The sequence below is a fragment of the Streptomyces sp. NPDC053427 genome (assembly GCF_044544985.1).
In the GTDB taxonomy this organism is placed as follows: domain Bacteria; phylum Actinomycetota; class Actinomycetes; order Streptomycetales; family Streptomycetaceae; genus Streptomyces.
The window spans coordinates 216,076-239,112 of record NZ_JBITYA010000014.1 but is presented as its reverse complement, the minus strand read 5'-3'; the positions used below and the strand labels follow the sequence as shown (position 1 = coordinate 239,112).

The 23,037-nt window shown below is 71.1% G+C and carries 20 protein-coding genes; 5 read left to right on the top strand and 15 right to left on the bottom strand.

Going from position 1 to position 23,037, the window contains the following annotated elements; genetic code table 11:
* Positions 1-220: 220 nt before the first annotated feature.
* The gene (locus ACIGWZ_RS33785) at positions 221-1,462 is read left to right on the top strand and encodes a threonine aldolase family protein (protein ID WP_400070802.1); all 1,242 of its coding nucleotides are present in this window, start codon (positions 221-223) and stop codon (positions 1,460-1,462) included.
* A 314-nt stretch (positions 1,463-1,776) separates the two neighbouring features.
* Entirely contained in the window at positions 1,777-2,883 is a 1,107-nt protein-coding gene (locus tag ACIGWZ_RS33780; RefSeq protein WP_400070800.1) for a DUF5937 family protein, read from the top strand.
* A 66-nt stretch (positions 2,884-2,949) separates the two neighbouring features.
* On the opposite strand, the gene ACIGWZ_RS33775 is transcribed toward ACIGWZ_RS33780, so the two are convergent.
* Both ACIGWZ_RS33775 and ACIGWZ_RS33770 read right to left on the bottom strand, forming a co-directional pair.
* Positions 2,950-3,636, bottom strand: a complete 687-nt coding sequence (locus tag ACIGWZ_RS33775; protein WP_400070798.1) for a response regulator — start codon at positions 3,634-3,636, stop codon at positions 2,950-2,952.
* Between the two features lie 188 nt (positions 3,637-3,824).
* The gene (locus tag ACIGWZ_RS33770; RefSeq protein ID WP_400070796.1) at positions 3,825-5,033 is read right to left on the bottom strand and encodes a sensor histidine kinase; all 1,209 of its coding nucleotides are present in this window, start codon (positions 5,031-5,033) and stop codon (positions 3,825-3,827) included.
* Positions 5,034-5,201: 168 nt separating this feature from the next.
* On the opposite strand from ACIGWZ_RS33770, the gene ACIGWZ_RS33765 reads away from it, so the two are divergent.
* Both ACIGWZ_RS33765 and ACIGWZ_RS33760 read left to right on the top strand, forming a co-directional pair.
* Positions 5,202-6,209 (top strand): SAM-dependent methyltransferase, encoded by a 1,008-nt coding sequence (locus ACIGWZ_RS33765; protein WP_400070794.1) that lies wholly within the window; start codon positions 5,202-5,204, stop codon positions 6,207-6,209.
* A 66-nt stretch (positions 6,210-6,275) separates the two neighbouring features.
* Positions 6,276-7,418, top strand: coding sequence for an NADH-quinone oxidoreductase subunit D (locus ACIGWZ_RS33760; protein WP_400070792.1), 1,143 nt, complete (start codon positions 6,276-6,278; stop codon positions 7,416-7,418).
* A 39-nt stretch (positions 7,419-7,457) separates the two neighbouring features.
* On the opposite strand, the gene ACIGWZ_RS33755 is transcribed toward ACIGWZ_RS33760, so the two are convergent.
* The 11 genes from ACIGWZ_RS33755 to ACIGWZ_RS33705 form a co-directional block, all read right to left on the bottom strand.
* Complete coding sequence (locus ACIGWZ_RS33755; RefSeq protein WP_400070790.1) at positions 7,458-8,339, bottom strand: D-alanyl-D-alanine carboxypeptidase family protein; 882 nt, start codon at positions 8,337-8,339, stop codon at positions 7,458-7,460.
* A gap of 198 nt (positions 8,340-8,537) precedes the next feature.
* The gene (locus tag ACIGWZ_RS33750) at positions 8,538-9,737 is read right to left on the bottom strand and encodes a hypothetical protein (protein WP_400070789.1); all 1,200 of its coding nucleotides are present in this window, start codon (positions 9,735-9,737) and stop codon (positions 8,538-8,540) included.
* Positions 9,738-9,801: 64 nt separating this feature from the next.
* Positions 9,802-10,767 (bottom strand): ABC transporter substrate-binding protein, encoded by a 966-nt coding sequence (locus ACIGWZ_RS33745; protein ID WP_400070787.1) that lies wholly within the window; start codon positions 10,765-10,767, stop codon positions 9,802-9,804.
* Between the two features lie 204 nt (positions 10,768-10,971).
* The gene (locus ACIGWZ_RS33740; RefSeq protein WP_400070785.1) at positions 10,972-11,790 is read right to left on the bottom strand and encodes an ABC transporter permease; all 819 of its coding nucleotides are present in this window, start codon (positions 11,788-11,790) and stop codon (positions 10,972-10,974) included.
* A 4-nt stretch (positions 11,791-11,794) separates the two neighbouring features.
* Positions 11,795-12,562 (bottom strand): ABC transporter permease, encoded by a 768-nt coding sequence (locus ACIGWZ_RS33735; protein WP_400070917.1) that lies wholly within the window; start codon positions 12,560-12,562, stop codon positions 11,795-11,797.
* A gap of 687 nt (positions 12,563-13,249) precedes the next feature.
* Positions 13,250-13,741, bottom strand: a complete 492-nt coding sequence (locus ACIGWZ_RS33730) for a DUF3180 domain-containing protein (protein ID WP_400070783.1) — start codon at positions 13,739-13,741, stop codon at positions 13,250-13,252.
* 282 nt (positions 13,742-14,023) lie between these two features.
* On the bottom strand, positions 14,024-14,671 hold the full coding sequence (gene folK / locus ACIGWZ_RS33725) for a 2-amino-4-hydroxy-6-hydroxymethyldihydropteridine diphosphokinase (protein ID WP_400070781.1): 648 nt from the start codon (positions 14,669-14,671) through the stop codon (positions 14,024-14,026).
* A complete protein-coding gene (folB, locus tag ACIGWZ_RS33720) occupies positions 14,668-15,027 on the bottom strand; it encodes a dihydroneopterin aldolase (RefSeq protein WP_400070779.1) in 360 nt (119 codons plus the stop codon). Before folB ends, folK begins: the two co-directional genes overlap by 4 nt.
* A gap of 362 nt (positions 15,028-15,389) precedes the next feature.
* A complete protein-coding gene (locus tag ACIGWZ_RS33715) occupies positions 15,390-15,890 on the bottom strand; it encodes a nuclear transport factor 2 family protein (RefSeq protein WP_400070915.1) in 501 nt (166 codons plus the stop codon).
* Positions 15,891-15,895: 5 nt separating this feature from the next.
* Positions 15,896-16,792 carry a dihydropteroate synthase gene (gene folP / locus ACIGWZ_RS33710; protein WP_400070777.1) on the bottom strand — a complete coding sequence of 299 codons (897 nt, stop codon included), beginning with the start codon at positions 16,790-16,792 and terminating at the stop codon, positions 15,896-15,898.
* A gap of 88 nt (positions 16,793-16,880) precedes the next feature.
* Positions 16,881-18,728 carry a phosphatidylglycerol lysyltransferase domain-containing protein gene (locus ACIGWZ_RS33705; RefSeq protein ID WP_400070775.1) on the bottom strand — a complete coding sequence of 616 codons (1,848 nt, stop codon included), beginning with the start codon at positions 18,726-18,728 and terminating at the stop codon, positions 16,881-16,883.
* A 141-nt stretch (positions 18,729-18,869) separates the two neighbouring features.
* Here ACIGWZ_RS33705 and ACIGWZ_RS33700 point away from each other — a divergent pair, with 141 nt between their 5' ends.
* A complete protein-coding gene (locus ACIGWZ_RS33700; RefSeq protein WP_400070773.1) occupies positions 18,870-19,985 on the top strand; it encodes an alpha/beta hydrolase in 1,116 nt (371 codons plus the stop codon).
* A gap of 150 nt (positions 19,986-20,135) precedes the next feature.
* Here the strand turns inward: ACIGWZ_RS33700 and folE are convergent, their stop codons facing one another.
* Both folE and ftsH read right to left on the bottom strand, forming a co-directional pair.
* Positions 20,136-20,741, bottom strand: coding sequence for a GTP cyclohydrolase I FolE (folE, locus tag ACIGWZ_RS33695; RefSeq protein WP_400070772.1), 606 nt, complete (start codon positions 20,739-20,741; stop codon positions 20,136-20,138).
* Between the two features lie 121 nt (positions 20,742-20,862).
* The gene (ftsH, locus tag ACIGWZ_RS33690; RefSeq protein ID WP_400070770.1) at positions 20,863-22,875 is read right to left on the bottom strand and encodes an ATP-dependent zinc metalloprotease FtsH; all 2,013 of its coding nucleotides are present in this window, start codon (positions 22,873-22,875) and stop codon (positions 20,863-20,865) included.
* Between the last annotated feature and the right edge of the window lie 162 nt (positions 22,876-23,037).

Genomic DNA, 23,037 nt, shown 5'->3' with positions numbered 1-23,037 from the left:
GGGGGGTACCGGACGATTCCTCGCCATGCTACGCGAGTGTTTCCGGCCGCCCAGAGGGCTGTGCGGAGGATGAGACATGACTCGCTCCGCACACCGCCCGACGGGTTATCCACAACTTTATCCACAGGGGTCGCGGAGGCACGCGGTGCTGCGTCATGATCCGGACATCGGCACGACGAGCGTACGAACGGACCGACGGGCGAAAGGGCAGGTGGGGGCCGTGGAGACAGGCGCACGGAAACCGGACGCGGGCGACGGCGCGGCGGAACAGGGAGCCGACGGGGCCGGGTCCGGGCCGGGGGCCGGGGGCCGTTCCCCGGAACTGGTGCGGCAGATCGCGGCGTGGCGCAGTTCGCGGCGGACGCTGGTGGACGGCCCGTCGGGCGTGACGGTCCGCGAGCGCCTGGACCGTCTGCTCGCCGACGCTCCCGCCGTCTACGACCTGGACAGCTGGACGGACATCTACGGCGACGGCGACGGCATCGTGGGCGAGCTGGAGCGCCGCACCGCCGAGGTCCTGGGCACCCAGGCCGCCGCCTTCTTCCCGACCGGCACGATGGCGCAGCAGGTCGCGCTGCGCTGCTGGGCGGGACGTACGGGCAACAACACGGTCGCCGGGCACCCGCTCTCCCATCTGGAGGTGCACGAACGCGACGCCTATGCGGTGGTCAGCGGAGTGCGCATGGTGCATCCGACGCGCGCGCCACGGCTGCCGACGGCCGAGGAGATAGCCGACCTGCAGGAGCCGTTCGGCACCCTTGCCGTCGAACTGCCGCTGCGGGAAGCGGGGTTCGTGCTCCCGGAGTGGACGGACCTGGAGGCCACCGTGGCCGCCGCGCGGGACCGCGACGCGGTGATCCACTTCGACGGCGCACGGCTGTGGGAGTGCACCGCCCACTTCGGTCGTTCGCTCCCCGAGATCGCCGCCCTCGCGGACAGCGTCTATGTCTCGTTCTACAAGTCGCTGGGCGGCATATCGGGCGCCGCCCTGGCCGGCCCGGAGGACTTCGTCGAGGAGGCCCGCGCCTGGCGGCACCGCTACGGCGGCCAGCTGTTCCAACAGTGGCCGGCGGCGCTGGCCGCCCTCGTCGGACTGGACCGCGAGCTACCGCGGCTGCCGGAGTACGCGGCCCAGGCGAAGGTCGTCGCACGAGCGCTCGCCGACGGCCTGGCCGAGGCCGGTCTGCCGTGGTCCGCGGTGCATCCGGCGACGCCGCACACCCATGAGTTCCAGGTGTGGCTCCCGCATCCTCCCGAGGTCCTGAACGAGGCCGGGACCCGGCTGGCGGAGGAGACCGGAACGACGGTGTTCCGGTACTGGTTCACGCCGGACGGCGCCCCGCCTCCCGGGCTGTCGATGACGGAAATGACGATCGGGTCGTCGGCCCTGGAGTGGACGCCTGCCGAGGTGCGGGCGGCCCTTGGGGAGTTCCTGGCGCGGGTGAAGGAGGTCGGTGGGTGAGCAGCGCCACCCCGGCCGCCCACGCCCTCCGTACGGCCCGGCGCACCCGGGCCGGGAGGCGGTCGGCCGGGTCCGTGACGACGGCCTGAAACCGTCGCCACTGCCGGATCTCGCGGGCCGTACGGACGGTGGCGACGCCCGGTGCGACGGGGGCCTCCTGGCCGTGCTGGGCGGCGCGGTAGGCATCGAGCATGTGCTGCTGGCTGGCGTTCATGTGCCTCACTGTGGGGCGGCCGCAGGGCCCGTGGCGCATTGATTGACGGGAGCCGTCAATCGACGGCCGTGCAGGTCGCGACCTCGCGCATGATGGGGGCATGGCCAACGTCATCGACATCACCGGGCTGCCGCCGGAGCGCATCGTCTTCTCCCCCTCTCCGTTGGCGGAGCTGGGCGCCGCGCTCCACGCGCTGTCCGAGCCGGGGCACCACCCCGGGCTGCACGGCTGGGTCACCGCGACCAACGCGGGGCTGAAAACCGACCTGGCCGACCGGCTGTCCGAGGCGGACTTCCTGTGGCGGTCCTCGCGTTCCGACATCCTGCTGCCGACCCGGCCCGGGGCGTCGCTGGCGGAGGAGCTGGACGAGCTGGACAAGATCGACGACGAACGGTTCGTGGCCGCCGCGTTCGAGATCACCTGCTCGGCCTCTTACACCCGCGTCACGCCGTCGCCGCTGGTCGACGCCGACGAGCGGGCCCGCGTACGGGAGATGGCCGCCGCGCGCGGCCCGCGGCAGGCGGCGTTCACGGACCGGATGCTCACCGACCCCGACGGCCTGCGGGTGTGGCTGCGCCGCCTCTTCGAGGACTGCGAGGACGCCTTCTTCGGCGACATCTGGCGCCGGGTGGGCATCCAACTGGCCGCCGACGCCCGGCACAAGACCGAGCTGCTGCGCCACAAGGGCCTGGCCGAGACGCTGTCCGCGACCTCGGCGGCGCTCACCTTGGACGAGGCCCAGGACGGCGGCGGCAGCCGCATCGTGTTGGACAAGCTGGCCGTGGGCCGTACGACGGCGTACGCGGACCCCGCCGACCCCGGTGTCACCTTCCTGCCGACGTCGTTCGGCTGGCCGCATCTGGTGTTCAGCCACGCCCCGGGCTGGCGCCCCGTGCTCCAGTACCCGGTGGCCGTCCCGGAGTTGCCGGCGCCGGCCGCGCTGGAACTCGTCCAGCAGCGGCTGGAGGCGCTCGGCCATCCCATGCGGATGCAGCTGTGCCGCACGCTGTCGCGCGGGCCGCATACGACGGGGGAGCTGGCGACTGCCTTCGGGATCACCTCGCCGGAGGTGTCGCGGCACATCACGACGCTGAAGAAGGCCGGACTGATCCAGACGCGGCGCCGCGGGCGGTATGTGCTGCACCAGCTGGACCTCCAGGTGGTGGCCCGGCTGGGCAGCGACTTCCTGGAAGGTGTGCTGCGCTGACGACGGAGTTCCCCGGCCCCGCACCGCACACCCTGCCGCGCCGCGCCGACCGTGCCGTCGCGGCCCTTAGGCCCCCGGCCCGCCCCCGGCCCGCACCAGCCCCGTCTCGTAGGCGAGCACCACCGCCTGCACCCGGTCCCGCAGGCTCAGCTTCGTCAGGATCCGGCCCACATGCGTCTTGACCGTGGCCTCCGACAGCACCAGCCGCGCCGCGATCTCGCCGTTCGACAGGCCCTGCGCCACCAGCAGCAGCACCTCCCGCTCCCGGTCCGTCAGCCGTTCCAGCTGGGGCCGGGCCTGCTCGGCGCCGGTGGCGGGCAGCATCGGCGTGAAGCGGTCGAGGAGGCGCCGGGTGGTGGACGGCGCGACGACCGCGTCACCGCTGTGCACCGCTCGGATCGCGGCGAGCAGTTCGTCCGGCGGCACGTCCTTGAGCATGAAGCCGCTGGCCCCGGCCTTCAGCGCGGAGAAGGCGTATTCGTCGAGGTCGAAGGTGGTCAGGATGAGGACCTTCGGCGCATCGTCCTTCCGCCCGTCCTCACAGATCCGCCGGGTGGCCTCCACCCCGTCCAGATGCGGCATGCGTACGTCCATGAGGATCACGTCGACCTGGGTGGAGCGCAGCACCTCCAGGGCCTGCACCCCGTCCCCCGCCTCCGCGACGACCTCCATGTCGGGCTGCGCGGCCAGCACCATCCGGAAGCCGGTGCGCAGCAGCGCCTGATCGTCGACGAGCATCACGCGGATGGTCATGGCGGGGAGATCCCTTCAACTGTGGGGCTACAGGGTACGGAGCGGGCCGGGTCGACGAGAGCGACGCAACCGGCGGGCGGGACGAGAGCGACGTGCGGGACGAGAGCGACGTGCGGGACGGGAGCAGCCGGAACACGGTGGCGCGGGCCTCGCGCGACCGCGGCCACGGCCACGCCCGCCTCTTCCCCTCACCGCTCCGGTTTCAGCGGCAGCACGGCACTGATCCGGAAACCGCCCCCCGGCCGCGGCCCCGCCGTCAGGCTGCCGCCCACCATGCCGACCCGTTCGCGCATCCCGATCAGGCCGTGGCCGAGGCCGTCCGCCCCGCCCTCCTCGTACAGCTCGTGCTGGGCGCCCCGCCCGTCGTCCTCGATGAGCAGATCGAGGTCGCTGTCGCGGTAGGCGAGGCGGACGGTGGCACCGACGTCCTGGCCGCCGTGCTTCCGGGTGTTGGTGAGCGCTTCCTGGACGATGCGGTACGCCGTCAGCTCGACGCTGCTGGGCAGCGGGCACGGCTCGCCCTCCACCCGGAAGTCGACGGGCAGTCCGGCGCCCCGTACCTGGTCGATGAGGTCGGCGAGCTGGTCGACGCCCGGCTGCGGTACGTATTCGCCGCCCTCGGGCTGCTCGCCGGTGCGGAGCACGCCCAGCAGGCGCCGCATCTCGGCCAGCGCCTGCCGGCCCGTTCCGGAGATCGTCTCCAGCGCCTGCCGGGTCTGCTCGGGCGCGGCATCGAGGACGTACGCGGCGCCGTCCGCCTGCACCACCATCACCGAGACGTTGTGCGCGACGACGTCGTGCAGCTCGCGCGCGATCCGGGCGCGCTCGGCGGCGACCGCGATCCGGGACTGCGCCTCGCGCTCCTTCTCCAGCCGGGCGGCCTTCTCCTCCAGTTGCGCCCAGTAGGCGCGGCGGGTGCGCATGGAGTCGCCGAGCACCCAGGCCAGGACGAAGGGGACGGTGAGGAGCGCGGTGAAGAAGGCTCCTTGCCACGCCGGCCCGTCGGAGGGCAGGTTCGAGAAGCGCCATACGGAGAGCGCGGGGCCCAGGAGGGCGCCGGCGAGGGCGCAGCGGGAGGCCCAGCGGGCGGAGGAGGTGGCGGACGCGACGGTGTAGGTGATCACGAACATCGCGAAGTCGCCGATGTTGGCCGGGATGCCGAAGACCAGCTGGCCGACACCGATGGCCGCGGTCAGCATCAGCATCTTCACGGGGGCCTTGCGGCGCAGCGCCACGACGAGGCAGAGGCCGACCGTGAAGACCACGGCGATGATCCCCTTGGTGCCGCCGCGGAAGTCGGCCACGATCCACAGACAGCTGAACCCGAGCAGGAGGACGGCCCAGAAGCTGTCCACTCCCGTCGGGTGTCTGCGGAGAAAGTCGTAGAGGCGCTGCACGTAACCCAGCGTAGGCAGGCCGGATAGGTGTAGGAGTCAACCGGAGGAGCGATCCTGTGCGCTGGGCGTACTCCCCAAGGTGGAGACCGTATGCGCCGCCGCCTCAGCCCAGCGGCGGGCCCGCAGCCGTCCCCCGGGGCCACGCCGGCCGCCCGTACCGTAGAGCGGGTGACGAACGAGTGGCAGGGCTGGCGGGACGCGACGGAGCGGGCGCTGTACGGCCCCGACGGCTTCTACACCCGCCCCGGCGGCCCCGGCCCGGCCGGTCACTTCCGCACCTCCGTGCACGTCTCACCCCTGTACGCCGGCGCCGTCGCCACCCTCCTCGGCCGCGTCGACGCCGCGCTGGGCCACCCCCGGGAGCTGGCGCTGGTCGATGTGGGCGCGGGGCGCGGCGAGCTGCTGACGGGGGTGCTGGCCGCGCTGCCGGATGCGGTGGGCACGCGGGTGCGTCCGTACGCCGTCGAACGCGCCGCCCGCCCCGAGGGCCTCGATCCGCGCATCGAGTGGCGCGCCGAGCTGCCCGCGGAGGGCGCGCTGACCGGGCTCTTGTTCGCGAACGAATGGCTGGACAACGTGCCGCTCGATGTCGTCGAGGCGGATGCGGACGGGGTGCCGCGGCAGGTTCTCGTACGGGCCGACGGTACGGAGCGGCTCGGCGAGCCGGTGGCCGGGGCGGACGGGGAGTGGCTGGCGCGGTGGTGGGAGACGGCCGGGGCCCCGGGGCTGCGGGCGGAGATCGGCCGGCCGCGGGACGCCGCCTGGACGCGGGCCGTCCGTACCCTGCGGGGCGGGCTCGCGGTCGCCGTCGATTACGCGCACCGGCGGGCGGACCGGCCTCCGTTCGGCACGCTCACCGGGTTCCGGGAGGGGCGGGAGGTGCGGCCGGTGCCGGACGGCAGCTGCGACATCACGGCGCATGTGGCGCTGGATGCGTGCGCGGGGCCGTCGGCGCGGCGGCTGACCCAGCGCGCGGCGCTGCACGCCCTCGGCGTGGACGGCCGCCGGCCCCCGCTGACCCTGGCCACCACCGACCCCGCCGGGTACGTACGGGCCCTGGGCGCGGCCGGCGCCGCCGCCGAGCTGACCGACCCGGCGGGCCTGGGCGCCTTCGGCTGGCTGCTGGAGCCGGTGGGTGCGGCGTGCGCGGGGCTGCTCAAGGAGTGGGACGAATAAGGTCAAGGGGTGGGACGTTTGAGGGCCAGGACGTCCCCCCGTACGGCCTCCTGCGAGACTGTCCCCATGACGGAGACGACGGTCGGCATCGGCGGCGCGGCGGAGAGCACCGACATGGTGCTGAACATCGGCCCGCAGCACCCCTCCACGCACGGAGTGCTGCGGCTGCGCCTCGTGCTGGACGGCGAGCGCATCCAGCACGCCGAGCCGGTGATCGGCTATATGCACCGCGGCGCCGAGAAGCTCTTCGAGGCCCGCGACTACCGCCAGATCATCATGCTCGCCAACCGCCACGACTGGCTGTCGGCGTTCTCCAACGAGCTCGGCGTCGTGATGGCCGTGGAGCGGATGCTGGGCATGGAGGTCCCCGAGCGCGCGGTGTGGACCCGTACGCTGCTGGCCGAGCTGAACCGCGTCCTGAACCACCTGATGTTCCTCGGCTCGTACCCCCTGGAGCTGGGCGGGATCACGCCCGTCTTCCACGCCTTTCGCGAGCGCGAGGAACTGCAGACGGTCATGGAGGAGATCTCCGGCGGCCGGATGCACTACATGTTCAACCGCGTCGGCGGCCTCAAGGAGGACCTGCCGGCCGGCTGGCTCGGCCGCGCCCGGCACGCCGTCGCCGATGTCCGCTCCCGGATGGACGTCTTCGACAACCTGGTCCTGGGCAACGAGATCTTCCGCGGCCGCACCCGCGGCATCGGCCGGCTCGCGCCCGAAACGGTGCACGCCTACGGCGTCTCCGGACCGATCGCCCGCGCGTCCGGCGTCGACTTCGACCTGCGGCGCGACGAGCCCTACCTCGCCTACGCGGACCTCGGCCCGACCCTCAAGGTCGTCACCCGCCAGGAGGGCGACTGCCTGGCCCGCTTCGAGTGCCTGCTGGAGCAGAGCCACAACTCCCTCGACCTCGCCGACGCCTGCCTGGACCGCCTCGCGGAGCTGGCGCCGGGCCCGATCAACCAGCGGCTGCCCAAGGTCCTCAAGGCCCCCGAGGGCGCGACCTACGCCTGGACCGAGAACCCGCTCGGCATCAACGGCTACTACCTCGTCTCCAAGGGCGAGAAGACGCCGTACCGCCTCAAGCTGCGCTCGGCGTCGTACAACAACATCCAGGCGCTGACGGAGCTGCTGCCGGGCACGCTGGTATCGGACATGGTGGCCATCCTCGGCTCCCTGTTCTTCGTCGTCGGCGACATCGACAAGTAGCCGGGGCCGGAGCGGCCGTCCACACCCTGTGGACAACCGTCACGGGGTACGGAACGCGAAGTCGAGCATCCTCCCCGCGTCCCGGAACCGGTACGGGTCGTTGAGGACGGCACCCACCACCGTGCGCTTGCCCCGCTGGGCCGCGAAGACCAGGCAGGAGCCCGACCGGCTGCCGGTGCCGGTCTTGATGCCGAGGGCGCCCCGGTAGGAGCCGAGCAGGGTGTTGGTGTTGTACCAGGTGTAGGTGCGGTTGACGTTGGCCGCCTTCTGCCGGGTGCGGGGCACCTTCACGATGGCGGCGAAGGTCCGGTTGCGCATCGCGTGCCGGGCGAGCCGGACCAGGTCCCGCGGCGTGGTGTAGTTGCGGCCGTGGGCGATGCCGTCGAACGAGTCGTAGTGGGTGCGGCCCAGCCCCAGCGTCCTGGCCCGGGCATTCATCCTGGCGATGAAGGACTGGGTGCGCCGCGCCGCCGTCGGGCCGCTGCCGAAGGTATCGGCGAGCGCGTACCCGGCGTCGCAGCCGGACGGCAGCATCAGCCCGTACAGCAGCTGACGCACGGTCAGCTTGTCGCCGGTGCGCAGGTCGGCGGAGCTGGCTCCATAGCGGGCGACGTAGTCGCGGTAGGCCTTCTTGACGGTGACCCGCTTGTCCAGGTTCACCCCGCGGGTCTCGAGGACCACCAGCGCGGTCATCACCTTGGTGGTGCTGGCCATCTCGCGCCGGGTGTCCGCGGCCCTCCCCCACAGCGTCCGGTTGCTCCCGCCGTCCATGAGGTAGGCGCCCTTCGCCGTGACCCCCGGCGGGCCGCTCGCCGCCTGCGCCGGGGCCGCGGGAAGGACGACGGCGAGCGCCGCCGTGGAAGCGGTCAGCGCGATGCCGATTCCCCTGCGCCGGACCGTGCTGCCCCCGAAAAGCTTCATCGATGCTCCGTCCCCAGGGTGGCCGCTCACCGGTTTCACACCAGTGGTGAAGGGAGCCGCATCCTGCCACTCGGCGCACGCTCAGGGGAATAGGAAAATCACGCGTGTCGTACTTTGTGCCGCACCGCTTTCGCGGCGGGGCCGCTTCCGGTCGTGTACCGTCCGCGGCCCCCGACCGTCCGCGCGGCCCGGACCGGTCTACGAGATGGCGGTACGCAGTTCGACCAGGTCGAGCTGCTCGGTCTCGTCATGCGCGGTCAGGTCGATGACCTCGCCCACGCCGTCGGTCGTCGCACCGTCAGGTCCCTTGCGCTCGGGCGTCGCACCGTCACCCGCATGACCGTCGGCCGCTTCGCCGTCGGCCGCTTCGCCGTCGGCCGCGGCGACCTCACCCGAATCGCCCGCACCCATCTCGCCGACGGCCGCGCCGGCCGGAGCCGTCAGCCGCCCCCGGGCACGCGCCGACTGCTCGGCCAGCGCCTCGTCGCCGACGACGTCCGCCAGGTCGTCCTCCAACGGCGCGGTCAGCTGCCGGGGCAGGACGGCGGCCGCGTTGCCGAAGAAGTCGAAGCCGCCCAGCATGCGGGACGCGGCGGGGCGGGAGGGCGCCACGGCAGCGGCGGCGGCCGGGACCCGGCGGAGCGCCGGGGTGACGGCCGCCTCGGCATTCCCCCGACGCTTCTCACCGTCCCGGGCGCCCTCGCGCCGGTTCTCACCGCCGCGCCCGCCGTTCCGCTGCCGGGCCGCGTTACGGGCCAGCCGCCGCAGCGCCTGGTCCGCCTGCGCGTACATGGCAGGGGCGGGGACGGGTGACGGGGCAGTGGCGGGGGCGGAAGCCGGAGCCGAGGTCGAACGGGAGGCGGGGACCGAAGCCGGGGCCGGGGCGGAAGCCCGAGCCGCCGGGCGGCGCTCGCCGGCCGCCGGCAGCGCTCGCGCCGGCGCCGCCGCCTCGATGGCGAGCAGCCGACGCCCCTCCAGGGCGCTGGCCCGCTCGGTCTCCGCGGTGGCATAACGGCGCAGCAGTTCGGCGTGCTCGCTGCGCAGCCGGGCCAATTCTGCGCGCTTGGCGCGCAATTTGGCATCCAGCGCGGTGCGGATCTCGCGGGACTCCTCGACATCCGTTTCGAGCTCGGCTATCCGCTCCTCGGTACGCCACTCGTCGCGCACTCGGGCGCGGGTGAGTTCGGCGACCTGCTTTCCGGCCTTACGGTCCCAGGTCCGCAGAAGGACCGCACCGCCGATTGCGGCGGCCGCCGCGCCCGCGGCGAGTACCCGTTGCACCAGATCGTCGCCGACAAACCACGCGCCCGTGGCGCACGCAATCGACGCACCGGCGACCGTCGACGGAGGAAGCAGCCGGTGGAGGGGCGGTGAATGGCGGTGGCGTCCTCGTGGCATGGCCAGAAACTTACCGTGCGTGCGGGGCCTATGGGGCCCCGCCCGCGAATCCGTTTCTCGGCGGTTACTTCTTCAGCAGCCCCTTGGACTCCAAATACGCCTGCGCCACATCCCCCGGCTTGAGCCGCTCGGCATCAACTTTGCGGTTCAAGCCGATCAAGTCCTGGGTGGTGAGCACACTCGTGAGCTTGCCGAGCACCGCCGCGATCTCCTTGTCGCCCGCGGTCTTGGCATTCACCACCGGCAGCACATTGTCGGCGTTCTGGAGCTTCTTGTCGTCCCGCAGAAGCACCAGCCCGAAGTTGTCGAGCGTGGCATCCGTGGTGGTGGTCAGCACCAGTTGGTCGGTGCCGTCCTTGACCGCCTGCTTGGCCTGCGGAGTGCCCACGCCCTTGGGGTCGAGGCCGCTGATGTCGATGCCGTACGTCCGCTCCAGGCCCGGCTTGCAGAACACCCGGGTCTCGCACTCCTCCCCGGACGCGAGTTTGATCTTCTGCTTCGACCGGCCGAGGTCGGAGAGCGTCTTCAGCTTGTGCTCGGCGGCGAATTCCTTGGTGACCGCGAAGGCGTTCTGGTCGGTGGCCGAGCCGGCCGGCAGCACCTTGAGACCGTAGGAGCCGGCGAGCTTCTTGAGCGCCGTTACGGTCGTGTCGATGTCGCTGGAGGCCACCGGCTTCGCCTTGGCGCCGTTCTTCTTGGCGTTGAGGAATTCGGCAAGTGTGGAGGCATATTCCGGAACGACATCGATCTGGCCCTTCTCCAGGGCCGGCTCATACAGCTCACGATTGGACAGCGTCTGAACCCGCGCTCGGTATCCGGCGTCTATAAGGATCTTGGAATAGATCTCGGCGAGCACCTTCGACTCGGTGAAACCGGCCGAGCCGACGACGATCTCCTCCTTCCCGCCGCCCTTGTCCTTACCGCCCTTGTCCTCCAGGCTCTGCCCCTGGCACGCGGTCAGCCCGGCCGCCAGAGCGATCACTGTCCCCGCGACAAGCGCGGTGCGCGCCGCGCGCGTCCTGCTGCTCATGGAATTCACCATTCAGTCCGTTCGGATGACGTCGGATGACGTTGGATGGGGTCGGATGGAGTCGACCGAGACCGACCGGGGCCGGCCGAGGCCGGCCTGGACCTGGACCGGAACCAGGCCCGGCGGGCCCGGCCGACGACGGGTGCCGGCGGATGCGTCGCACCGGTCCGTACCGCGGCAGCATCGCAAAGCCGGGATCCGGCGTCAGGGGATTTTCCGTACCGCGACCGCATCGTCACCCCGCCCCTCCCCCGCCGCCCCGCGCGAGCCCGCACCCGAGGCCATGGCCGATGCCGTGACCGGTGCGCCACCGCCCGCACGCCTCACCCGCCTCCCCGGCCCTCCGCGTCCCGCACGCCGCCGCCCCCGCATCGGATCGCACACCCGGTCCACCACCACCAGCGCCCCCTCAACGGCCAGCGCCAGTACGGCCACCAGCACCGCACCCGCGACCACCTGCGCGGTGTCGTAGTTGCCGAAGCCCGCCGTGATGATCCGGCCCAGGCCGCCGCCGCCCGCCAGCGCGGCCAGCGTCGCGGTCGCCACCACCTGCACCGTGGCCGACCGTATGCCCGTCATGATCAGCGGATACGCGAGCGGTATCTCGACCCTCAGCAGCACCTGCGGCCCCGACATGCCCATCCCCCGGGCCGCCTCCACCACAGCGCGGTCCGCCTCCCGCATCCCCAGATAGGCGTTGGTCAGCAGCGGCGGCACCGCGAACAGCACCAGCGCGATGACGGTGGGCCAGTCCCCCTGAGTGCCCAGCGGACCGAGCGTCAGGAGCACCAGGACCGCGTACGTCGGCACCGCCCGCCCCACATTGGAGACGTTGATCGCCAGCGCCCCGCCCTTGCCCAGGTGCCCGAGCCAGAGCGCCACCGGCAGGGCTATCAGGCAGGCGATGAGCAGGCACAGCCCACTGAGCCACAGATGCTCGCCCAGGCGGTGCCACACCCCCTTCTCCCCGGCCCAGTTGGCGCCCGTCGTCAACCACTGCCACGCGCCCCCGATCGCCCCCATGAGCTCAGCCCCCCGCCTTCGCGGGGCGCGCCCCGCGCCGCGCCCCGGCCCTCACCCGCTGCTGCGCCCGCGTCCAGGGCGTCAGCAGCCGCTGAAGCCCCATCAGCAGTCCGTCGGCCGCCAGCGCCAGCAGCACACACAGCACCGACGCGGTCAGGACCTCGGCCTTGAAGAAGCCCTCCAAACCGCTGGCTATGAGGTTGCCCAGCCCGCCGTAGCCGACCACGGAGCCGATGGTGGTCATCGCCACCGTCGAGACCGTGGCGATGCGGAGTCCGGCCATCACCGCGGGCAGCGCAAGCGGGAGTTCCACCCCGAACAGCAGCCGCACGGAGCCGTATCCCATCCCCCGGGCTGCCTCCCGCACCTCGGCGGGCACCGCCTGCAGACCGGCCAGGATGTTGCGTACCAGAATCGTCAGCGAATACAGCACCAGGCCCGTGACCACCACCGCGGCCGAGATGCCGAAGACCGGCGTCAGCAGCGCGAACATCGCCAGCGACGGCACGGTGTAGAGCACCGTCGTCAGCCCCAGGACGGGCCCCGCCGCGCCCCGCGAGCGCCGGGCGATCAGCGCCAGCGGAAAGGCGATCAGCACACCGATCAGTACGGACACGGCAGTGATGCCGACGTGCTGGAGCGTCGCGTCCACCAATTCCTGGCTGCGGGTGCGGACATACTCACCGCAGATCCAGTCGTTGGCCGTCAGACAGCTCCCGCCGCCCGACGTCGTCACCGCGGTTGTCGTTGCCGCCGCGGCCGCCGTGGCCATCGCTCCACTCACCGACCGTCACCTCCCCCGCCCCGATCGCCGCCGATTCCGGTGACCGTCTGCGACCCTAACCCCCACCACTGACAATCGGCCCTGCCCCACCCCTCACCACCCGCATCGCCATTCACCCGCAACACCGCGTTCACGACCGCCCGTTCACCATGGGTCACCCCCCACACCAACGGGAAGCCCGACCCACTTCAAGCGCGTCACGATGAAGACGTACGACGGCCACGGCTCCGACCAGCTCTCCGACGGCAGGCGTCGGGCGCCGGGCGGCAGGCGTCGGGCGGCAGGCGTCGGGCGCCTGGCGTCGGGCACCGGGCACCGGGCGTCGGTCAAGGGGACCTTCGGTCGAACGAGGGCGAGACGGGCCGGGTGGGGCTGCACCGAGCCCGGCCGCGTGGAGTTGAGCCGAGCCGGGTTGGCTGGGCCGGGTTGGGCTGGGCCGGGTTGAGCCGAGCCAGGTTGGGCCGGGCCGGGTTGGGCTACGCCGGCCAGGCCGGGCTGGGCCGGGTTGGCCTACGCCGGCCGGGTCGGGTTGGGCCTGGTTGGGCCGGACTCGGCCGGGCCCGCGCGATCGCGTCGTACGCCGCAGGAATACCTCCCACGACCGCCGCGTTGTGGCCCGCAAGGGGACCCCGCACCCCCTAGGGGATCCGTTCGGCCACCCCCCAAGGGCCCCCGCTACGCCCGCGACGCCCCCGGGTGGTCATGGTTGTCCTCGCCCTCGGGGAGCTTGCAGACCCGCTCCAGGAACATCGCGGCGATCACCACGGCCGCGCCCGCGAGAACCGACAGACCGGCATAGATCGCCTGGTCCCGGCGCGGGGCGAGCTCAAGGCCCGAGGTCAGCAGGAAGGCGCCGACTCCGCCGTAGAGCCCGGCGACCGGCGCCGCCACCAGGGCGCTGGCCTGCCCGAAGACCACCGCACGGGCGGCGAACAGGGGTTCCACGCCCTTGGCGCCCTGCCGGCGCTCGCGCTGTGCGCGCAGCCGCGACCGGAAGGAGAACGCCATGGTGGCGAGCACGGCGGCGATCAGCGCCAGCACGATCGGCGCCGCCATCGGCACGCTGACCAGGGTGCCGAACGAGTCCCACAGCCGGGCGCCTCCCCAGGCCAGCACCCCTGCCGCCAGAAACAGCCCGACCAGCACCTTGATGTGTAGCTGCTTCACCGAGCCATCGCCCCTCGCGCCGTTCCGGCCATCCCTGTCGTTATGGCCGCCTGTCCGTTCCGTGCACATTCATGCGCACCCATACGCCGTCATGCGCACCCATACACCGTCTTACGCGCCCATAGGCCTTCATACGTACGCGCAAGCCACAGCTCACTCGTACGCACGCATGCACAGCCATGGACGTCCACGGGCGCCCATGGACATCCCTGGGCATCCATGCCGTACGGAGCCATCGACTACGCATCGTCGCCGCAGAAGACCGACCCGCAACCCTAACGACTACTCAGGCAGCCGCAGTTCCAGGTCCGTGCGCGGCGTCACGCCTTCGCGGCCGAGCGACGACAGCAATTCGCCCACCGCGCCGTGCCCGGGCACCTCGGCCGCCGGGTCCACGTCGTGCCACGGCACCAGGACGAACGCGCGCTCATGGGCCCGTGGGTGCGGCAGGGTCAGCCGCGGGTCGTCGGAGACCACGTCCTGGTACGCCAGGATGTCGACGTCGATCGTGCGCGGGCCCCACCGCTCGTCGCGCACCCGCTCGAAGGCTTCCTCGATGGCGTGCCCGCGCTCCAGGAGGGAGTCCGGCGGCAAGGTTGTCTTGATCAGCACCACGGCGTTGAAGTACGCGGGCTGGGAGTCGGGGTCCACGCCCCACGGCACGGTCTCGTACACCGGGGAGACGGCCTTGACCCGCAGGCCCGGGGTGTCCTCCAGCGCGTCGACGGCCCCCTGGAGGGTCTCCAGGCGGTTGCCGAGATTGCTGCCGATCGAGATCACGGCGCGTTTGGGATTGGACAGCGTCACGTCCGCGGCGTCCACCTGCTCCACTACGGAGGCGGGCACCGGCTGCACGGTCGGGTCGCCCTGATGAGGGGGCCGAGCAGCGGCTCCGTCCGGGGCGGTGGTCGGGTGACTGGTGGGATTCATACGGCACTCCGGGTGATGGTGATGGTCACGTCGTCGAAGGGGACGGTGATCGGGGCATCCGGCTTGTGCACCACCACCTCCACCTCCTGAACCCCCTCGTGCTTGAGGCACTGGTCGGCGATCCGCTCCGCGAGGGTCTCGATCAGATCGACCGGCTCACCCTCCACAACCGCCACCACCTCCTCGGCCACGACGCCGTAGTGCACGGTCTTCGCGAGATCGTCGGATGCCGCGGCCGGGCGGGTGTCCAGGCCGAGCACCAGGTCGACGATGAAGGTCTGGCCTTCCTCGCGCTCCCGGGGAAACACCCCGTGGTGCCCTCGGGCCTTCAGCCCACGCAGCGCGACACGATCCACGCGAATCACTCCCACTGGTTCACTGGCACCGCCGGCGCCACTGCTCATCGGTTTTCGGGCACGTCCCGGACTCGTCCGGCACACTGCCCCAAACTCGAATCTACCTGCGAGCCCTGACAGTGCTCGCCCAAGGGGGCTATGGACAAGTCCCCGGACTGCTGCTAGCGAGCCGCGAGAGGTCATCCGCGCGACCTCTTACCCCCCTGCCCGCACCCCACCCCTACCCGTACCGCACTTGGCTCGAACGGGTGCACCCCGGCCACCCCGCTGACGCACCCGCGGGGATACGGCATACGGCCCCAGGACAGCCCGGGGACCGCCTCTCAGGACGCCCCGGGCCCCGGGACGGCCACCCATACGGCTCAGACCCCGCCCGGCGCCCCGGCCCCGCCCGCCGGGCCGTCCTCGTCCCCCTCGGCGTCCTCGTCACCGTCCTCGTCGTCCTCGCGGTCCGCCAGCACCGGCGACCCGTGGTGCGACCACACCCGCCAGCCGTCCTCCGTGCGCTTGAAGACGTTCGTCGCCACGACGAGCTGGCCGATCAGCGGCCCCACCGTGCCGTCGTCCTCGGCCGGACCGCCGCTGAGGATGTTCTCGGTGCACGTCACCAGGGCGGTGTCCCCGACGACGTCGATCTCCACATCCGTCAGGAAGAACTGGATGTACTCGGTGTTCGCCATGATCAGCGCGTACGAGCGCAGCACCTCGCCACGACCGCGCAGCACCGGCCACCCCGGGTGCACCACACTCACCTGGCCGTCGAGCCACAGCTCGGACAGCGCCTCGTGATCGCCGCGCTCGATGGTCTCGTACAGGGTGGTGTTCGCCTGCTCGACCAGCTCGATGTCCGTTTGTGGGCCCAAGCCGCTCACAGCGCTCCCGTCGCGTTCACCGTCGTATCCGTCACATCCGCCGCGGCTTCCACCGCGCGGGCCACCCGCACCGCGTCCGCGCTCGCCCGCACCTCATGCACCCGCACCGCCCACGCCCCCTCTCGCGCCACGATCGCCGACACCGCGGCCGTGGCCGCGTCCCGCTCCCTGGCGGGCGGCGGGGCGGCTCCCTCGCCGCCCGCCAGCACCCTGCCCAGGAAGCGTTTCCTCGATGCGGCGACCAGGAGGGGACGGCCCAGCGCCCGCAACCGGGCCAGCTGGGCGACCAGCGCCAGATCGTGCTCGGCGTTCTTGGCGAAGCCCAGCCCCGGGTCGACGACGATCCGGTCCGGGTCGATGCCGCCGGACACCGCTCGCTCCACGGACCGGCCCAGCTCGTCGACGACCTCGCGGACGACGTCCCCGTAGACGGCTCGGTTGTTCATGTCGATCGACTGGCCGCGCCAGTGCATGACGACGAACGGGACATGGGAGGCGGCCACCGCCGGGATCATCGCCGGGTCGGCGCCCCCCGCGCTGACGTCGTTCACCAGCCGCGCCCCGGCCTCCACGGCCGCTTCGGCGACGGAGGCGCGCATGGTGTCGACCGAGACGACGGCGCCGGCCGCGGCCAGTTCCCGTACGACGGGCACGACCCGTCGCAGCTCCTCGGCCTCGTCCACCCGGGCCGCACCCGGCCGGGTCGATTCGCCGCCGACGTCCACCAGGTCGGCGCCCTGCGCCACCAGGTCGAGGCCGTGCTTGACGGCGAGTTCGGTGTCGAACCACTCGCCGCCGTCGGAGAACGAATCGGGCGTCACATTGACGACGCCCATCACCGCGCAGCGCTCCCAGTCCGGCAGTCCGGCCACCCGGCCACGCAAGGTACTCATGACACCAGCCTAGGCCGTGTGCCGACCGGCCGGATTGCGGCCGTCGGCAGGGGCGCGGGACGGTCGGTGGACGGCCCCGCGCCGCCTGTCACGCGGCGGTCTCGACCGCTCCCGGAGCCGCGGCCCGTTCCGTCGTGTGGGCGCACGGGCGCGGCTCGGCGGGCTTCGACCGTCGCAGTACGCGCGGCAGGCCCAGCTCCAGATAGCCCTCGGCCTGCAGCGCCGCCAGGCCGATGCGGGGGATGTCGCGGCTGTTGCGGAAGACCACGAAGCGGGGCTCCCAGCGTGGCCGGAACTTGTCGTTGAACTTGTAGAGCGACTCGATCTGGTACCAGCGCGACAGGAAGATCAGCATGCCGCGCCAGACGCGGATGACGGGCCCCGCGCCGAGCTTCTCGCCGCGCTCCAGGGAGGAGCGGAAGACCGCGAAGTTCAGCGACACCTGCTTGATCTTCAGGTCGGGTGCGGCCTGCAGCGCGGCGACGATCAGCAGCTCGTTCATGCCGGGGTCGGCGCTGCGGTCGCGGCGCATCAGCTCCAGGGAGATGCCGCTGTCGCCCCAGGGGACGTAGTGCTGCATGGCCTTGAGGTCCCCGTACGGGCCGGGCGCCTCGCCCTCGGCGGGGGCCAGGTGGGCGGTGGCGATCACCGCGTCGCCGTCCGTCTCCGCGTCGATCCGGCCGAGCGCCATGGAGAAACCGCGCTCGGTGTCGGTGTCGCGCCAGGCGTTCGCGGCGGCCTGGACACGGGCCAGCTCCTCGGGCTCCAGATCGCACACCCGCCGGACCCGGGTCTCGTAGCCGTTGCGCTCGATGCGCTTGACCATCTGGCGGACGTTGCGCATCGCCCGGCCGCTGAGGGTGAAGTCGGCGACGTCCACGATGGCCTCGTCGCCGAGTTCGAGGGCGTCCATGCCGGTCTCACGGGTCCACACCTGGCCGCCGGTCTCGCTGCAGCCGGTCACCGCGGGTGTCCAGGAGTGCGCCCGCGCCTCCTCCATGAAGCGCTCGATGGCGCCGGGCCAGGCCTCGACGTCGCCGATCGGGTCGCCGCTGGCGAGCATCACGCCGGAGATCACCCGGTAGCAGACCGCGGCCTTGCCGGTCGGGGAGAACACCGCGCCCTTGTCGCGGCGCAGCGCGAAGTAGCCGAGCGAGTCGCGGGCGCCGTGCTTGGCGAGCAGCTCGCGCAGCCGCTGTTCGTCGTCCTCGGTGAGGCGGGCGACGGGGTGCTCGGGGCGGAAGGCGAGGTAGGCGGTGGTGGCGACGGTCAGCAGGCCGAGGGCGCCGAGGGAGTAGCCGACGGTGTAGTCGACGCCCTGGGTGTAGGCGACGGGGCCCTCGAAGCCGAACATGCCCCACAGGACGTGCTGGGTGAGGTCCCAGAAGGACGGCGAGCCGACGGTCTTGTGGGGGTGGGTGCTGACGATGACCATGCCGATGGCGAAGCCGGCGCCGCCGAGCACGACGAAGTTGGCTACGGCCTTCCAGCGGCTGCGGGGGTCGGGCAGGGCCGCGAACTCCCGCCGATGCCACACCAGGAACACCAGCAATGCGAGCGAGAGCACCGCTCCGAAAATGGAGTGGCGATATACGAGCTGAGCGGCGATCCCCACCGGAAGCAGCGCTACGGCCGCGACCCAGGCCCGCCGCTTACGCCGCTTGAGCCCGTGGGCCAGCAGAAGCAGCAGGATGCCCACGACGATGGACGCGGCCGCCGCCAGTGGGCTCACCGCGCCCGGCAGCACCTCGGCCAGGGCATGCATCTTGCTGTGCCGGAACCGCGGAAAAACACCGGCCGCCAGGTTCAGCAGACCGACGACCACGCCGGCCGTACCGACGAAGCCGGGGACCCTTTCGGGCCGCGGGCCACGGAGCCAGCGTGGCGTTCGCCACGCAACCGTCTCCGACTTTTCGCCATCTAGCCTGTCAGACATCACTTTCCCGTCGCCCCGGTCGAGAGAACGTGCGAGCCTAGTCGCAGCATCTGGACTTTTTGCGCCCTGTATGACGGCGTTTCAGGGCTCGGGGTTCCACCAGCGGACCGGCTGGACCGGCCGCCCGGCAGAAAGCACCACATGGGCCTCACCAGCAAGAAAGTGCTGCTTCTTGCCGTCCTCGTCGCGGTAGCACTCTTCGTCCTCACGATCTGGCTCTGGCCTCGCCTGTCCAAGGGGAACTGGCGAGCCGTACTCGGCCGTATAGGTCTGCTGTTGGCCACCCAGATATCTCTCTTCGCCACCGTTGGCCTCGTCGCCAACAATTCCTTCGGCTTCTATGCCTCTTGGGCCGACCTCTTCGGCCAGGAACAGCAACCGGGTGTGGTCACGAATTACCAGACCGGACCGAACGGCACCAAGCTTCAGATGCTCGGCACCCAGCGGATCAGCATCGCCGGCGGCTCCCGGCCCACGAAGGGCGGCCGGGTCGACAAGGTCCTGGTGCGCGGAGAGCGATCCAAGATCGGCAGCCCAGCATATGTGTATCTGCCGCCTCAGTATTTCCAGAAGAAGTACGCGAAAAAGAAATTCCCGGCAGCGGTCGTGCTCACCGGCTACCCGGGAACCGCCGAGGCCCTGTTCAAAAAGCTGGATTTCCCCCAGACCCAGCACGATCTACTCAAGCAGCACAAAATGCAGCCGACCATCCTGGTGATGATGCGGCCGACCGTCGCCCCGCCCCGCGACACCGAATGCGTGGACATCCCGGACGGCCCGCAGACCGAGACCTTCTTCACCCAGGATCTGCGCACCAACATCGCCGAGCACTACCGCGTCGGCACCCAGGCCAAGAACTGGGGCGCCATCGGAGACTCCACCGGCGGCTACTGCGCCCTGAAGATGACCATGCGCCACCCCGAGGCCTATTCCACCGCCGTCGCCCTCTCCGGCGCGTACAAGGCCCCCCTGGACGCCACGACCGGCGACCTCTTCGGCGGCGACCCCCAACTGGCCCGCGAGAACAACCTCCTGTGGCGCCAGCGCCACCGCCCCGCCCCGCCGGTGAACCTGCTGGTCACCACCAGCAAGCAGGGCGAGGGCAACTACCACCAGACCCTGCGCTTCATCCAGCAGACGAAGTCGCCCACCCGCATCTCGTCGATCATCCTCGACAGCGGCGGCCACAACTTCAACACCTGGCGCCGCGAAATACCCGCCGCCCTGGAGTGGCTGGGCGGGCACCTCAGGGCCTGAGGCGCGCCCGAATGCCCGCCCCGCCCGCTCCCCGGCGGACGGCCCGCCCCCAGGAACGGCCCCCGGCAGCCCGCCCGACATGACGATCCCCCTCGATCGGTGAACAACTCCACCGACCGAGGGGGATCGTCATGCACACCGGCAAGCCGGCTATCGCGCCATTATCAGGCTCATCGCCTCGGCCCGGGTCGAAGCGTCACGGAGCTGACCGCGCACCGCCGAGGTGGTCGTCTTGGCCCCGGGCTTGCGGATGCCGCGCACCGACATGCACATGTGCTCGGCCTCGACCACCACGATCGCGCCGCGGGCTTCGAGAATCTCCATCAGCGAGTCCGCGATCTGCGTCGTGAGGCGTTCCTGCACCTGCGGGCGGCGGGCGTAGACGTCGACCAAGCGGGCGAGCTTGGACAGGCCGGTGATCTTGCCGTTCTCGGCCGGGATGTACCCCACGTGCGCCACGCCGTGGAAGGGCAGCAGATGGTGTTCGCACAGGCTGACGATCTCGATGTCCTTGACCAGGACCAACTCGTCGTGGCCGAGGTCGAAGGTCGTCGTCAGGACGTCCTCCGCGGTCTGCCACAGGCCCGCCAGGATCTCCTTGTACGCCCGCGCCACCCGCGCCGGTGTCTCCAGCAGCCCCTCGCGGTCCGGGTCCTCTCCGACCGCGATCAGCAGCTCGCGCACGGCGTTCTCGGCCCGCTTCTCGTCGAAGGTGCCGATTCGGCCGTCGCCGTCCAGCGTCACGGGGTCCGTCATCTGGTGCCTCGTTCTCTCTGCGCCCGCTCGAAACGCGGAATGCCGCGCCCCCCAGGCTAAAACCTGCGGGACGCGGCATCCATTCCGGGTCCGGTACGGGCATCCCGTACCGGGTCACGGATCAGCTCTCCGGGGAGGTGTCCTCGGGCGCTTCCACCTTCTCCGTGGAGACCGTGGCATTGGTCGGCACGGAGCCGTTGGCCGGGGCGAGCTCCTTGGGGGAGAGCACCGGCGGCCGGCTGGAGGGCGTACGACGCGACGAGCCGGTCCAGGCCGGGCGGGCCGGGCGCTTGACCACGTGCTTGAAGACCTCGGCGATCTCCTCCTTGCCGAGGGTCTCCTTCTCCAGGAGCGTCAGCACGAGGTTGTCGAGGATGTCGCGGTTCTCGACGAGGATCTCCCACGCTTCGTTGTGGGCGGTCTCGATGAGCTTCTTGACCTCCTCGTCGACCAGCGCGGCGACCTCTTCGGAGTAGTCACGCTGGTGACCCATCTCACGGCCCAGGAACGGCTCGGAGTTGTCCGTGCCGAACTTGATCGCGCCGAGCCGCTCGGTCATGCCGTACTGCGTGACCATCGCGCGGGCCGTTGCGGTGGCCTTCTCGATGTCGTTCGAGGCACCGGTGGTCGGGTCGTGGAAGACCAGCTCCTCCGCCGCGCGCCCGCCCAGCATGTAAGCCAGCTGGTCGAGCATTTCGTTGCGGGTGGTGGAGTACTTGTCCTCGTCGGGCAGGACCATGGTGTAGCCCAGGGCCCGGCCGCGGGACAGGATCGTGATCTTGTGCACCGGGTCGGAGTTGGGGGAGGCCGCCGCGACCAGGGCGTGTCCGCCCTCGTGGTACGCGGTGATCTTCTTCTCCTTCTCGGACATGATCCGGGTCCGCTTCTGCGGTCCGGCCACGACGCGGTCGATCGCCTCGTCCAGGAAGTGGTTGTTGATCAGCTTCGAGTCGCTACGAGCGGTCAGCAGCGCCGCTTCGTTGAGGACGTTCGACAGATCGGCACCGGTGAAGCCGGGGGTGCGCTTGGCGACGGCCGAGAGGTCGACGTCCGGGGCGACCGGCTTGCCCTTCTGGTGGACCTTGAGGATCTCGAGGCGGCCCTGCATGTCCGGACGGTCGACGGCGATCTGCCGGTCGAAACGGCCGGGGCGCAGCAGCGCCGGGTCGAGGATGTCCGGACGGTTCGTGGCGGCGATCAGGATCACGCCGCCCTTCACGTCGAAGCCGTCCATCTCGACCAGGAGCTGGTTGAGGGTCTGCTCGCGCTCGTCGTGGCCACCGCCGAGGCCCGCACCGCGGTGCCGGCCGACGGCGTCGATCTCGTCGACGAAGACGATCGCCGGGGCGTTCGCCTTGGCCTGCTCGAAGAGGTCGCGGACCCGGGAGGCACCGACACCGACGAACATCTCGACGAAGTCGGAACCGGAGATCGAGTAGAAGGGGACCCCCGCCTCACCGGCGACGGCGCGCGCGAGCAGCGTCTTGCCGGTACCGGGCGGGCCGTACAGCAGCACGCCCTTGGGGATCTTGGCGCCGACGGCCTGGAACTTCGCCGGCTCCTGCAGGAACTCCTTGATCTCATGGAGTTCCTCGACCGCCTCGTCCGCCCCCGCGACGTCCGAGAACGTCGTCTTGGGGGTGTCCTTGGTGATCAGCTTCGCCTTCGACTTCCCGAAGTTCATCACCCGGGAGCCGCCGCCCTGCGCCTGGTTCATCAGGAACAGGAAGAGCACCACGATGAAGACGAAGGGAGCCAGCGTGATCAGCATCCCGACGATCGGGTTCTGCTTCGACGGGGAGACGGTGTACCCGTCCTTGATGTCGCCGGTCTGGTACTTGGCCTGAAGGTTCTTGGCCAGATCGACGCCCTGGTCGCCGATGTAGCTCGCCTGGAGCTTGTTGGAGCCCTCAATCTTGTTGGAGCCCGACAGCTCAATCTTGATCTTGTTCTCGTCACCGGTCGTCAGCTCGGCGGACTTCACCTTGTTGTCAGCGATCGCCTTGACGACCTGACCGGTGTCCACCGTCTTGTAGCCGCCGGACGAGCCGACGACCTGCATCAACACGACCACGGCGAGGACGGCCAGCACGATCCACATGACCGGCCCACGGAAGTATCGCTTCACGTCCATCCATACGGAGCCGCTTGAGGCCCCGTCCCTCCTGCCACAGTGAGGCACAACGCCCTCGGGAGGGTCGGTCGTGCGTACGGTGTATTACTGGCCCGAAAAAAGAACTGCCTTCGGACGGTACCCCAGCATTGTCGCCCGAGGCTGCCGCCCACGGTTAACAAT